Origin of the sequence: Arsenophonus symbiont of Ornithomya chloropus (assembly GCF_964026495.1) — a bacterium.
Lineage (GTDB): Bacteria > Pseudomonadota > Gammaproteobacteria > Enterobacterales > Enterobacteriaceae > Arsenophonus.
In genome coordinates this window covers 161,187-176,695 of sequence record NZ_OZ032148.1, presented here as the reverse complement: position 1 = coordinate 176,695, position 15,509 = coordinate 161,187, and the positions used below count along the sequence as shown (strand labels likewise).

Here is a 15,509-nt window from a genome sequence, read left to right as displayed (position 1 = left end):
TTAGCTAATATTGCCTATTATTAATATTACATTAAAGATTTGTAAATATTAAATTTTTCAAGAGGTAAACGTGTCTCGTACAATAATTTTGATACCAACTGATATTAATGTTGGTTTAACTAGCATTAGTTTAGGGCTTATTCGATCAATGGAGCAAAAAGGGGTAAATGTAAGTATTTTTCAACCTATTGATCAAAAATGTTTCAAACATAAAGACAAAACTATTGAAATCTTACTTAAGCATTCTGAAAAACAAATTAATAAACCATTAAAAATGAGTAATGTAGAATCATTCTTAGCTCATAATAAAAAAAATTTTTTAATGGAAGAAATTGTAGCTCGTTATCATAAAAATACCCAACTTTCCGAAGTAATTCTAATTGAAGGTTTAATGCCAAATAGACAACACCCTTTTGCTCAATCTTTAAATTATGATATTGCTAAAACACTTGAAAGTGATGTCGTTTTTGTAACAGTACTCAACCATCACACATCAAAACAATTAAAAGAACATATTGAATTAGCCTGCTCAGAATTTGGTGGTTTACAAAACAAAAATATTACTGGAGTCATTATTAACAAATTTAATGCACCTATTGATGAAAATGGTTACATACGACCTGATTTATCAGAAATATTTGAAGGATCTAATCAAAAAAAAACAAAAAAAATAGATATAAATTATTTAAAAAAGAATAGTCCATTACCAATATTAGGTTGTATTCCTTGGAATTTAGATTTAATAGCTACACGTGGTATTGATATTGCTAATCACATAAATGCTACAATTATCAATGAAGGAGAACTAAAAAAAAGAAGAATAAAATCAATTATATTTTGTACAAATAGTATATCTAATATGATTCATTTATTTCGTCCAGGTTCATTACTAGTAATATCTGCTGATCGCCATGATATAATTATATCAGCTTGTTTAACTGCAATGAATGGTATAAAAATTGGTGCTTTATTATTAACTGGAGGTTATATAATTGATAAATCTATAAAAAAAATATGTTATCCTGCTTTTCAAACTGGATTACCTGTATTAATGGTTAACATGAATACTTGGAATACTTCATTAAGTTTACAAAACTTTAGCTTAGAAGTATATGCTGACGATCATGAACGAATTCAAAAAATACAAAACTATATTGCTTTGTATATAAATCAAAAATGGATTAATTCATTAAGTGCTCATTCTAATCGTCCTAAACGTCTCTCTCCTCCAGCATTTCTTTATCAATTAACAGAACTAGCACGAAAAGCAAACAAACGTATTATATTACCAGAGGGCAGTGAGCAACGTACTGTAAAAGCTGCTGCTATATGTGCTGAAAAAGGTATTGCTACCTGTATTTTACTTGGAGAACCAGATGAAATCAAAAAGGTTGCTGCAACTCAAGGTATCAAATTAAAATCAGATATTGAAATCATCATTCCTAAAAAAGTACGAAAAAATTATATTAAACGTTTAGTGGAATTAAGAAAAAACAAAGGAGTAACTGAAATTATTGCACGTACACAATTAGAAGATAATGTAGTCTTAGGTACAATGATGCTAGAAAATAATGAAGTTGATGGTTTAGTATCTGGTGCTATTCACACTACAGCTAACACAATTCGACCAGCATTACAACTAATCAAAACTTCTCCAGGAAATACACTTATTTCATCTATATTTTTCATGTTATTACCTGAACAGGTTTTAGTTTACGGTGACTGTGCTATTAATCCAGATCCTACAGCTGAACAATTATCTGAAATAGCAATACAATCTGCTTATTCTGCAAAAGCATTTGGTATTGAACCACGAATTGCTATGATTTCTTATTCTACTGGTAATTCTAGCAGTGGTAGTGATGTAGAAAAAGTTCGAAAGGCTACACGTTTAGTACAAAAAAAACATCCTAATTTAGTAATTGATGGTCCATTGCAATATGATGCAGCTATTATGGCAGATGTTGCTAAATCAAAAGCACCAAATTCGCCTGTAGCAGGTCAAGCAACAGTCTTTATTTTTCCTGATCTTAATACTGGTAACACAACCTACAAAGCAGTTCAACGTTCAGCAAATTTAGTATCTATTGGACCAATGTTACAGGGTATGCGAAAACCAGTAAATGATTTATCAAGAGGTGCATTAGTAGATGATATAGTCTATACTATTGCACTAACTGCAATTCAAGCCTCAAAAAATTAAAATTTTATATTTTCTGTTGCCTAAAAGATCAGAAAAATATTGTCATTTTTTTAAATACTGATAAAATCTTTCCGTAGTATGTATTTTATGAAAATGATAATTTTAGCTCTTACTAGTCAACAATATTACTGTTCAATATTTTTTAAAAGTAAATATATAGTTGAAAACCATATTTTAAAAATATTTTTTAAAATATTTATAGATAATTTTTTATAATACAATTTAAAAAATATAATATACAAAATAATCCTTCAAAGGATAATACGGATCTATAACTTTATATTTATCAAATATATATTCTGCAAACATATTTTTAATATCCTATAAAAAACATATATTTTTAATATTTGATATCAAATATTAAACAGAAATAAAATATCAATCATTTTAAATAAATTTCAAAAATAATATTTAAAATAATTAATAACAATAATTAAATCATTATAAATATGAATGGATATATAAATAGATGAAAATATTAATTGATGAAAATATCACTTATGCAAAACAATTATTCCAAAAAATAGGTGAAGTCAAAACAATTCCAGGTCGTTTAATTTCTAAATCTATAGTAAAAAATTTTGATGCTTTAATGGTACGTTCTGTTACTCCAGTTAACGAAACATTATTAGACAATACTAATGTAAAATTTGTAGGAACTGCAACATCTGGATTTGAACATCTTGACAAAAAATGGTTAAAAAAGGCAGGAATAACTTTCACTACCGCTACTGGTTGCAATGCTATTTCTGTTGTTGAATATGTTTTTTCTGCCTTATTAACGATAGCTCAAGATCATTGCTTTGATTTAAGAGAAAAAACAGTAGGCATTCTTGGAGTAGGAAATATTGGAAATCTTCTTAATAAATATTTAAAAATATGGGGAGTACATACATTACTTTATGACCCTCCTCTTGCAAATATAACCAAAAATAATAAAAAATTTTGCTCATTAAAAAAAATAATTAATGAAGCCGAAATTTTAACTTTCCACCCTGCTTTGAATAAATCAAAAGATTATTCCTCATATCATTTATTAGATGAAGAATTACTAGAAGCTATACCAACAGGTCGAATTTTAATCAATACTAGTCGTGGATCAGTTTTTAATAATCAAATATTATTTAATAAATTAACAAATGGAAAAAAAATATACATCATATTAGATGTATGGGAAAATGAACCTTTCTTCTTACTACCTTTATTAACTTATACTACTATCGCTACTCCACATATTGCTGGTTATTCTCTTGAAGGGAAAATACGAGGAACATTACACATATTTAATGAATTTAAAAAATTTTTAGGAAAAACAAAAAATGAAACAGTAATTGATTTATTGCCTATTGCAGAATTTAATCAAATTAACTTCAATGGAAAATTAACACAAGAAAATTTGAAACGTTTAATACATTTAGTATATGATATACGTCGTGATGATGCCTGTTTAAGAAACTTTGCTCATATTGATGGTACATTCGATCATTTACGTAAATATTATCCTAAACGACGAGAATGGTCATCTCTTACTGTTAATTGTGATAATAAATATACAGCGGATATATTAAAAATGCTAGGATTTACTGCAAAATTAATTTTATAAAAAAAATTTTAATATTCTAATATAAAACGCTATTGTATTTGCTAATATAAGTATTTTATGTGATTTTATAACTACTAATTTTTTGTTATTTTCATTATTATCTAGATTTTTAACTAAAATTAAAAAATAAGAATTATGTTTTAATTAAGTAACATCATCTAAATAATTATTACTATTTATATAATGATAAATAACAAAACATTTTAAAAAAGCAAAATTTAATTTTTAATATTGAAATAAACATTTTTTATTTATTTTTAATGAAAAACACTATAAAAATTAAAGATCAAATAATAATTTCATAAAGATAGTTTTTAATATTGAGCATTTATGATATTTCAGTAAATATTAACTATTAGTGCTACTCTTTTTCAAAAAAAACTGTAAAAATTTATAAAAAAAATATTAATACATTGGAGAAATTAGTATTTGCCAAAAACAAAAATTGCATTAGGTATTGAATATAATGGAAGTCATTATTATGGTTGGCAGCGTCAAAAAAATCAGAAAACTATACAAGAATGTTTAGAGTTCGCACTAACAAAAATTGCTAATCAGTGTATCAAAACTTATTGTGCTGGACGTACTGATGCTGGCGTACATGCTACAGGTCAAGTTGTACATATTGAAACATCGACTGTACGAACAAACGCTGCATGGACTATAGGAGTTAACAATTATTTACCACCTGATATTACAATACGTTGGGCTAAAATTGTTACCTCAGATTTTCATGCTCGATTCAGTGCAATAGCGCGTCGATATCGTTATATTATTTTCAATGATAAATATCGACCAGCAATATTAGCAAAAAAAGTTGCATATTGTTATACACCATTAAATGAAAAAAAAATGCATATTGCTGCTCAAGCATTGATTGGAGAAAAAAATTTTTCTTCATTTAGATGCATAGAATGTCAATCTAAATCTCCTTTTCGTAATATAACTAACATTCAAGTTTATCGATACTATAACTGTATTATAGTCGACATTACAGCTAATGCTTTTCTGTATCGTATGGTACGTAATATTGTTGGTAGCTTAATTGAGATAGGTTGTGGAAAAAAAGATGTTACTTGGATAAAAGAACTTTTAAAGCTACAAGATAGAAAAAAAGCAGCAGCAACTGCAAAAGCAGAAGGACTTTATTTAGTTTATGTTAAATATCCATTAAAATATCAATTACCAAAAAAAATAACAGAACCCTTTTTTATACCAACTTAATTACCAACTTAATTAATATAATTTAAAATTTAAAAATAAAAATTATAATTTATCATCTATTAAATATAGCATATTTTTATTTTATTATAAAATACATAAAGATAAATTTATTATAAAAATTTTTTAAATATTTTTATAAAAACTGTTTTATTTTTTATAAAAAATACATTTCTAATATTAGAATTTCTAATATTAGAATTAATTAAAAATTATATGTTTTTAATTATAACAATTTTGTATTTAACAATTGATTTTATTTATTAATTATCTTAATTAAACTAAAAATCAATATTTTATAACATAAATAACAGTATTCTATTCAGAATATCTAAAAATATAATTTACAAAATATTTTTATCAATAAATAATAATTTATATCACATATATTATATTTATATCACATATATTATATTTATATCACATATATTATAATGATTATTCTAATAATTATTATGTTATGTTTAAATATTATTGAAATACATTACTATAATCTTACTCACTTATAAGAATAATGTAATACATATAGATACGCAAAGAAATAATCACAATAATTCAACAAAATATTTATCTATTATATTTCAAATATCATTATAATAATTAATATTATGATAAGATTTATAAAAAAATTCAAATCAAAAGGTTTATTTATGAGCTGGATTGAAAAAATTCTAAATAAAACTAACATTACTACGCAAACACGTAAAGCAAACATTCCTGAAGGGATCTGGACAAAATGTAATAACTGTAACCAAGTTCTTTATAAAGCTGAATTAGAAAGTAATTTATTAGTATGCCCAAAATGTGATCATCACATGCGTATTTCAGCACGTAAACGTCTTCTGTCTTTTCTTGATGAAAATAGTACAAGTGAATTAGGTATTGAATTAGAACCAAAAGATATTTTAAAATTTCGCGATTCAAAAAAATATAAAGACCGTATATCAGCTGCACAAAAAGTAACAAATGAAAAAGATGCATTAATTGTAATGCAAGGTACGCTAAAGGGAATATTAATCATTGCAGCTGCTTTTGAATTTTCTTTTATGGGAGGTTCAATGGCATCGGTTGTTGGTGCTCGCTTTGTATGTGCTGTTAATCAAGCATTAGAAAATAATTGCCCATTAATCTGTTTTTCAGCTAGTGGTGGCGCTCGAATGCAAGAAGCATTAATATCACTGATGCAAATGGCAAAAACCAGTGCAGCACTAGCAAAAATAAAAGATAAAAAACTTCCATATATTTCAGTACTAACTGATCCAACAATGGGAGGAGTATCAGCAAGCTTAGGAATGTTAGGAGATATTAATATTGCAGAACCTAAAGCACTTATTGGTTTTGCTGGACCACGTGTTATTGAACAAACTATGCATGAAAAATTACCAGATGGATTTCAAAGGAGTGAATTTTTGATTGAAAAAGGGGCAATTGATATGATTATAAGACGATCTGAAATGCGAGACAAGTTAGCTGAAATAATCGCTATTTTAACTCATCAAACCATTCAAAACAAAAACAAAACAGAAATTACTAATATCTTTGATGATTCGGAGTCACCATATTGTGATAAAGCAGAAATTAATAACTAACTTAATAAAAAACAAAAAAAAAATCAAAAATTTTATCATACCTAATGTAAATTCTTCTTTAGATACTTGGTTAAATTATTTAAACAATCAACATAAAAAAATGGTCGATATGAGTATTGATCGCATCAATATTGTCGCTCATAATTTAGATCTTTTAAATCCTGCTCCTAAAATTATCACTGTTTCAGGAACAAATGGGAAAGGAACAACTTGTCATATATTAGAATCAATTTTAATTGAAACAGGACTAAGAGTCGGTGTCTATAGTTCTCCTCATCTTATAAATTATACTGAACGTGTTAGAATACAAGGTCACACCTTGCCTGAAATAGAATTTTGTCGAGTTTTTTCCGATATTGAATCTAAACGTGATAATACAACATTAACTTATTTTGAATATGGGACTTTAGCTGCTTTACAATTATTTAAAAAAGCTAAACTTGATTTGGTAATTTTAGAAGTTGGTTTAGGTGGACTATTTGATGCAACTAATATAATCGATTCTACTATTTCAGTTATTACCAATATTGCACTAGATCATCTTAATTGGTTCGGTCATGATCGTGAAAACATTGGATATGAAAAAGCAGGTATTTTTCGAAAAGGAAAATATGCAGTCATCGGTGAATTAAACATACCAAAATCTATTAAAAAAGTTGCCGATACTCTAGGAACTAAACTATTTTGTTATGGAATCGATTGGCAATTTAAAAAAGAAAAAAATCAATGGGCATGGGAATCCGTTAATCATAATTTTCAACAATTACCTTTACCAAATGTTCCATTAATAAATGCTGCAACAGGATTAGCAATCCTTTCTTGCTTAATGAAAGAAAGCAAACATATTGCAAATACTATATCATTAAAAGCTATTAATAAAGGATTAATTAATGCAAAATTACCTGGACGCTTACAAGTGATTTCACATCAACCTTACGTTATATTAGATGTTGCACATAATCCACATGCAGCAAATTATTTAGCAAAAAAAGTATCTCAGTTACCCAGAAAGAAAAATACTAAAGTTTATGCTGTTGTAGGAATGTTAATAGATAAGGATATAAAAGGTACATTATCTTGTTTAAACACACAAGTCGACAAATGGTATCTAGCTTCATTAAATGTATCACGTGGCGCTAGTGCTGAGCAATTAGCCAAATATGTTCAATCTCCATCTAAATTTAATACAGTAAAAAATGCTTGGTTACAAGTTATGTTAGAAGCTACTAAAAAAGATATAATAATAGTATACGGTTCATTTCATACTGTATCAGAAGTTTTGATACTAAAAAACAGGACCCTAAAAAACAATGAAACATAAATTTAAAAATCGTTTAATAGGATTAATTTTTGTTATCAGCATAAGCATAATTGTATTTCCCATCTTTTTAGATGGACATAAATATAATAAAAATGAATTTGCTGTAATTCCTTTAATACCGAAATTTCCAGAAATAAATAATATGGAATCCATAAAAAAACTTAATACTACACTAAAAAAAAATACATTAGAAAATATTAATCAAGCAATAATTTCTGAAGAAAAATCTATTGAAAAATTTACTAAAGATTTTGATCTGCATGAAAAAAATATAAAAGTATCGAAAACTCAAATTAAAAAAAATACATTTTTTGAAAAAAACAATATTAATTCAAATACATTCTCTCATCAAAGACCACAAGGCAAAGCTTATATTATTCAATTAGGTGTATTTAGAAATACAGAAAAAGCAAAAGAAATTCTGACTAAACTGCGTACATATGGATATCAAGTCTATACTAAATCGTCTTTTCAAAACAATCATCAATTAACACATATTTTTATTGGACCAAATTTATCGCAAAAAAAATTAAAAACAAATTTAGAAAAATTAAAAATTTTAACAGGATTAGAGGGCCAAATACATATTTATAAACCATAAAAAATCATTATCAATTCTTAATATTATAAAAAAATAATAATTAATAATTTATATATTCAGGAATATTTATTAAAATAATATTATATATATTTACTAAAATATTTATAATAAATATTATGTTATTTATAAATATTTATCCAACATATTAAAAATTATTCTTTAGGATTAAGATCATGGTTGGGATTGACTACTGCATTATTACTATTATTCTATTTTCTGCATTTTTAAGTTTAATTCGTGGTTTTATAAGAGAAGCTATGTCACTTATAACATGGGGTGGGGCTTTTTTTGTAGCTAGTCAATTTCATAATAATTTATCTTATTATTTAATAATTTTTCAAGATACTTTCATAAGAAAAGCCATTGCAATTACCATTTTATTCACCACAACATTAATTATTGGTGCAACAATAAATTATCTGATCAACACGTTAATCAAAAAAACAGGGTTAAGCAGCACAGATCGTGTTTTGGGAATGTGTTTTGGAACATTACGAGGTATACTAATCGTATTAGCTATTTTGTTTTTTCTAGATACTTTTACTCCTTTTCCAAACCACAAAGAATGGAAAAATTCTGAATTAATATTCCAATTTAATGATATTATTCAATGGTTTTTTAATTATTTAAGAAACAACTCTATTTTTTTACAAAAAATATAGACTTATTAAATTCATTAATTTTTTATGATAATTCTGATAAAAAAATATCTAAAAAACTTTAATTTTTATCTTTAAATATTTTTATCTTTAAATATAAAGATATAATTATTTTAAAGACATTTCCTGTAAAAATATTTTAAAAAAATATCATAGAAAAATTTTAAAAAATAACTAAAAAATTATAATAATATTCAATCTATAAAATATTTTTATTACTATTAACTCAATATTAAATTTACGATTTATTAAAAATAATATTTAATTAAAAAATATGAATAATATTGCAATTAATGCATTCTATTTAAAATAATATGATCAAAAATATGTTTTTAAATTTTTTATTTAAAAAAAAATTGATTTTTAAAGTATATTTTTATAAAAAATAAGAGTAATTTTTTATAAAAATATATGTAAAATACAAATGTATATATTTGCATATTAATGATTGATACTTTAAATATAAAATCAATAAAAAATTTTATGAATTAATACCTATACAGTAAAATGTATTAAAATATTTTTTAATTTTAAAAAACATTAAAATTACAAGATATTCAATACAATGATACTCTCAATTTCTATAACATAAAAATAATTCATTGAAGTTGCTAAAATAATGTATATAGCACTATCAGTTAAAGAATCTTATTAAATATAAAAAACAAAAATTTAAAAAATACTACTAATCTTTTATAATAAAAGATTCAAAAAAAATAATTTATCACCAAATATCACAAAAAATGTAATTTTATTACATCTATTTTTATTACAGAGCTAAGTCATATTATGAAAAAAATAATTATTGGATTTACAGGTGCCAGCGGTATTATTTACGGTATTAGATTATTAGATATTTTATCTTCTATAGATAATATTGAAACACATTTAATTATTAGTGCAGCTGCTAAACAAACTTTAAAATTAGAAACAACTTATAGTTTACGCGATGTTCAAGCAATGGCAGATGTTATATATAACAATAAAGATATTGCAGCAACAATTTCTTCAGGTTCATTTATCACATCTGGTATGATTATTATGCCATGTTCAATAAAAACTTTGTCTTCTATTGCTAATAGTTATAATAATACATTAATTACTCGTGCTGCTGATGTAGTTTTAAAAGAAAAACGTAAATTAATATTAGGCATTAGAGAGACACCTTTGCATTTAATACATCTTAGATTAATGACAGATGTATCGAGAACCGGTGCAATACTTTTTCCACCAATGCCTGCATTTTATCATAAACCAAAAACAGTGCAAGACATCATAGATCACACTGTTAATCGTATATTAGATCAATACGGCATAACCTTATCAAATACTTTGTTTACTCGTTGGGAAGGTATATAAAAATATTTTTTTAAAAAAAAAGAACAATACTGCTTTATATTAAAAAATCAAAATTAAAATATAAAAAAATGTATTTTTTAAATTTAAAATGATAAGAATATTTTCAAAAAAAAATAAAAAAATATATAAATCAAAACTTTTTATTTTTATTTATATGTTTAATCATAACTTTTAAATAGAAAAAAAATAAATAAATTAGTATTACCTCTTTTTTTACTTATTAATATTTTGTATTATAATTATATATTATTTTTACATTACATTATTATAATTATTAATATCTGATAGCAAATAAATTATTATAGTTTTGTTACAAAAAAATATTTTTATAAAATACTTTTAAAATATCATAAAACATTTGTCAAGTTATTATTTTAGGATAAAAATATTAAAATAATTAATAATATAAAAAATTAAATACAAATTTTTTCAAGGTAAAATTATTTAATTATCAAACAAATTACTTAGTTGATATCTTAAAGATACATTTAATAATATCTTTTTAAAAAAAATTTTTATCTAATTAATAAAAAGAAAATACGTGTCAATTATTTTAATTTCATTAATATTTAATAATAAATTATTAAATATTTTAAAAATTATAAAAATACAGAAATAATAGTGTTGTGTTAAAAACTACTGAAAAAAGCTTATATAGAAATAAGTTTCAAATGTATAAAGACATATATTTTTAATATCTTTTTAATTTTTTTGAATAATATATTCCTGATAAATTAATTTATCATTTTATATATTATTGATATTTTATTGTATACCAATATTTCTGTTATATCATATATAAAAATATACTTAAAAAATAATTTTATATTAAACAGTATTCATGAAATAATAAGATTATTATTCATAATATTTTTTCATTACCAATGATGCATTAGTTCCGCCAAAACCAAAACTATTAGACATTACTGTATTTAATATATATTTAGTTGCTTTAGTAATAATGTTCATTCCTTTTGCTTTTTCATCCCAATTTTCGATATTAATGCTTGCTGCAATAAATCTATGTTCTAACATTAATAAACTATAAATCGCTTCATGTACTCCTGCTGCTCCTAAAGAATGCCCAGTCATAGCTTTAGTTGCAGAAATTGCTGGTGTATGATTTCCAAATACTTCCATAATTGCTTCTAATTCTTTAGTATCTCCAATAGGAGTTGACGTACCATGAGTATTGATATAATCAACTTCTTCAATTTTATTTAATGCCATTTTCATACATCTTATCGCTCCCTCACCAGAAGGTACAACCATATCATACCCGTCTGAAGTTGCACCATATCCAACAATTTCAGCATAAATATGTGCACCCCTTTTTAAGGCATGTATTAATTCTTCTACTACAACAATACCTCCACCGCCAGCAATAACAAATCCATCACGATTCTGATCATAAGTACGTGAAGATTTTTCTGGAAAATGATTATACTTAGTAGATAATGCACCAATTGCATCAAACTCACAAGCTAATTCCCAACTTAATTCTTCACCACCACCAGCAAAAATAATATCTTGTTTATCTAATTGAATTAATTCAACTGCATGACCAATACAATGTGCTGAAGTTGAGCACGCAGAACTAATAGAATAATTAACTCCTTTTATTTGAAATGGATGAGCTAAACAAGCTGATACACCTGAAGCCATTGCTCTTGTTACCATATATGGTCCAACACCACGCAATCCTTTAGCACGCATTCCATCAGAACCAGCAACTTGATTACGGGGTGACCCGCCTCCAGAACCAACAACTAAACCGGTACGAATATTCGAAACTTGTTTCGGTGTCAATTTAGCATCCTCAATTGCCTCCTTCATAGCTAAATAAGCATAAACGGAACAATCACTCATAAAACGAAGAATCTTTCTATCAATGTTTTCTTTAATATAATCTTCCGATAGCTCAATATTACCCCAGACATGACTGCGTAAACCCATTTTTTCAAATTCTTCTGAAAACCTTATGCCAGATCGGCTAGTCTTCAAAGAATCCAGTACCTCTTGCTGGTTATTACCTATGCTGGACACAATCCCTAGACCAGTGATAACTGCACGCCTCATTGATTATATTACCTCATAGTCAAAATTCATTTACTAAAAAAGCTTATTTTTTACTTTTGACTTACATTTGTAAGTTAAACAACCTCGATCAGTTATGATTATAGAAATATTATTTTTATGATCATAACTATAATGATATTTTCTAATATTTAAATTATATATTCTTAATACACAAAATCTAATATATTTATAATATATAATAATACTTCTAATCTTAGATTGAGAAATAAACTAGCATATTAAACAAAAAATGAACAAAATTTAGATTTTATTTGAAAATTTAACCTATTTTCTATATATAAATTATAGAATATATCCTATCAAGTATTTGTATCGCTTACTATAGCTAAACTTTTAAAATATTAATTTTTATTAAATCTTCATTAATATAACTAAAAAATTTTTAAAAATAAATTATAAGATTAATTAAAATTTTTTATAATATTTATAAAATATATTTATAAAGTTATTATATAATAATATATTTTAGTTAATAAAAATAAAAAAAATTTATAATTATTTATTATGCAATGATAAAAAAGTTTTAAAAACATTTAATTAAAAATATTTTTCTTTATTAATGTTTTCAACATCAAAAATCACAATTTAAAAATTACATAATATTTTATAAATTTAAGGATATCTTTTTTTGAAAAAAAATTGTTGCAATAATTTCATGAAAATATTTATAAGTTGTAAAATTAATTTTTAATTTAATAATTCATTTAGTCGAAAAATATCAATACACAAAATTTTTAAATATTTTTTAAAAATTATAATAAAATAGAGAATTTTCTAAATTTGTTTTTATTATTTTATTTGTTTTAGATTAATAATATATATAAGTACATAATTCTATTGTAACAAATATTAGAATTTTATAAATACTATTAACATATTTACCATCTAATTTATGAAATATTTTTTTTTATTTTATTTATTAAAAAATAATTTTTATAAATTTTTAGTAAAATTTTACAAATAAATTCTTAATTTTCTAATCAAAAATCTTTTTTAATCTAATTTTATAAATAGAATCATTTTCTAAAATAAATAGTTTTAATATTTTCATAAAAAAAAGAAAATCATTAATATTTTTAATAATTTATAAAACATATTTTTTAAATTTTCAATAAATATTTTTACTCTACAGTTTATAGCTGTATAACATTCATAACATAACTAACTGTTTCATATATTAAATAACAATTATTTCAAAAAATAATTATTTCGTAAATATATACTAGATAAGTTATTATAATTTATCATTAAATATTCAAAACAGCAAAAAATAACTTCACGCCTTCATACAAAGTACATTATCACTTTTAATGTTAAAATTTGATAACTACTTATAGTTTTTTATGATACATCTTGAAAGCAAATAAATACATAAATTATTATAACACAAAATTTTTATAAAAAAAATAATCCAACTATTCAAGTATATGAGTTTATGAATAAGAACAACATAAATATTTAAAAATATCAGATTAACATCATAATTTTTATTATTAATAATCATAACAATAAAATGCAATATTCATAAAATTTTTGAGAAATATATTTTTCATTAAAAATTTAATAGCATAAAATATTATACAAAAATTTTTATAATTAATTTTAATATTTTAGTAAAATAAGTTTATTAATATGTACATCTAATAATCTTTTAAAGAAAATGATCAAAAAAATTAATTTTAATTTTCTTATAAATTTATTATAAATATAATATAAACTAACATCAAATTCAGCAAAAATTATTTCTTGCCACATTGAGCTTGATTGCGTAGGAAATGATCAATAAGCACTATAGCCATCATAGCTTCTGCTATTGGCACTGCTCTAATACCAATACACGGATCATGACGTCCTTTTATCACTACCTCAACTTCATCACCTTTTTTATTAATACTTCTACCAGATAATGCAATACTAGAAGTGGGTTTAAAAGCCAAATGAACAATAATAGGTTGACTAGTACTAATACCACCTAAAATTCCACCTGCATTATTGGTAAGAAAACCATCACGAGTTAATTCATCTCTATTTTCATCACCTTTCAATGTCACAACTTTAAAACCAGCACCAATTTCTACTCCTTTTACTGCATTTATACTCATCATTGCATGTGCAATATCTGCATCTAATCGATCAAAAACAGGTTCTCCTAATCCAGCTGGCACATGATCAGCTATAACAGTTACTTTTGCACCAACAGAATTACCTTCTTCTCTTAAAGAAGATAATAAAGTATTTAAAGCTTCTAATTTTTCTATATCAGGACAAAAAAATGGATTTTTTTCTACTATATTCCAATCTTTTAACTCACAACAAACATTTCCCATTTGACTTAAATAACCACGAATAGTTATTCCAAGTTTTTGTTTTAAAATTTTTTTTGCAATCGCTCCTCCTGCAACACGCATCACTGTTTCACGAGCTGAAGATCTACCTCCACCACGATAATCAGTAAAACCATATTTTTTTTGATAAGTATAATCCGCATGACCAGGTCGAAAAATATTTTTCAACTGATTATAATCTTGAGATCGTTGATCATAATTACAAACTAATAAACCAATAGGTGTTCCTATAGTAACACCATTAAAAACACCTGATAAAATTTTAACCTGATCAAATTCACAACGTTGAGTAGTATACTTAGAGGTACCAGGTCTACGACGATCTAAATCAGTTTGCAATTCTTTTTCTGATAATTTTATTCCAGGAGGGACACCATCAATAATACATCCTAATGCTATACCATGAGATTCACCAAATGTAGTAAGACGAAAAAGTTGACCAATCGAATTTCCTGCCATCTCCTTATTCCTGTTTTTTAGTCATATAAATAATCATAACTGAATGACA

The 15,509-nt window shown here is 24.4% G+C and carries 10 protein-coding genes; 8 read left to right on the top strand and 2 right to left on the bottom strand.

Annotation, left to right across the window (positions count from 1 at the left end; genetic code table 11):
• The first annotated feature begins 70 nt into the window (after positions 1 to 70).
• The 8 genes from pta (at position 71) to ABNS14_RS00660 (ending at position 10,556) form a co-directional block, all read left to right on the top strand.
• Positions 71 to 2,203 (top strand): phosphate acetyltransferase, encoded by a 2,133-nt coding sequence (gene pta / locus ABNS14_RS00695; RefSeq protein ID WP_348666458.1) that lies wholly within the window; start codon positions 71 to 73, stop codon positions 2,201 to 2,203.
• A 469-nt stretch (positions 2,204 to 2,672) separates the two neighbouring features.
• The gene (locus ABNS14_RS00690; RefSeq protein WP_348666457.1) at positions 2,673 to 3,806 is read left to right on the top strand and encodes a 4-phosphoerythronate dehydrogenase; all 1,134 of its coding nucleotides are present in this window, start codon (positions 2,673 to 2,675) and stop codon (positions 3,804 to 3,806) included.
• 429 nt (positions 3,807 to 4,235) lie between these two features.
• Complete coding sequence (truA, locus tag ABNS14_RS00685; RefSeq protein ID WP_348666456.1) at positions 4,236 to 5,030, top strand: tRNA pseudouridine(38-40) synthase TruA; 795 nt, start codon at positions 4,236 to 4,238, stop codon at positions 5,028 to 5,030.
• Positions 5,031 to 5,677: 647 nt separating this feature from the next.
• Positions 5,678 to 6,616 (top strand): acetyl-CoA carboxylase, carboxyltransferase subunit beta, encoded by a 939-nt coding sequence (gene accD / locus ABNS14_RS00680; protein ID WP_348666455.1) that lies wholly within the window; start codon positions 5,678 to 5,680, stop codon positions 6,614 to 6,616.
• Between the two features lie 22 nt (positions 6,617 to 6,638).
• The gene (folC, locus tag ABNS14_RS00675; protein WP_348666649.1) at positions 6,639 to 7,937 is read left to right on the top strand and encodes a bifunctional tetrahydrofolate synthase/dihydrofolate synthase; all 1,299 of its coding nucleotides are present in this window, start codon (positions 6,639 to 6,641) and stop codon (positions 7,935 to 7,937) included.
• Positions 7,927 to 8,538, top strand: a complete 612-nt coding sequence (locus tag ABNS14_RS00670; RefSeq protein WP_348666454.1) for an SPOR domain-containing protein — start codon at positions 7,927 to 7,929, stop codon at positions 8,536 to 8,538. The genes folC and ABNS14_RS00670 overlap by 11 nt, the downstream gene beginning before the upstream one ends.
• A 173-nt stretch (positions 8,539 to 8,711) precedes the next feature.
• On the top strand, positions 8,712 to 9,200 hold the full coding sequence (locus ABNS14_RS00665) for a CvpA family protein (protein ID WP_348666453.1): 489 nt from the start codon (positions 8,712 to 8,714) through the stop codon (positions 9,198 to 9,200).
• Between the two features lie 786 nt (positions 9,201 to 9,986).
• Positions 9,987 to 10,556, top strand: a complete 570-nt coding sequence (locus ABNS14_RS00660; RefSeq protein ID WP_348666452.1) for a UbiX family flavin prenyltransferase — start codon at positions 9,987 to 9,989, stop codon at positions 10,554 to 10,556.
• 858 nt (positions 10,557 to 11,414) lie between these two features.
• Here the strand turns inward: ABNS14_RS00660 and fabB are convergent.
• Both fabB and aroC read right to left on the bottom strand, forming a co-directional pair.
• Positions 11,415 to 12,635, bottom strand: coding sequence for a beta-ketoacyl-ACP synthase I (fabB, locus tag ABNS14_RS00655; RefSeq protein ID WP_348666451.1), 1,221 nt, complete (start codon positions 12,633 to 12,635; stop codon positions 11,415 to 11,417).
• 1,760 nt (positions 12,636 to 14,395) lie between these two features.
• A complete protein-coding gene (gene aroC, locus ABNS14_RS00650) occupies positions 14,396 to 15,460 on the bottom strand; it encodes a chorismate synthase (RefSeq protein WP_348666450.1) in 1,065 nt (354 codons plus the stop codon).
• Between the last annotated feature and the right edge of the window lie 49 nt (positions 15,461 to 15,509).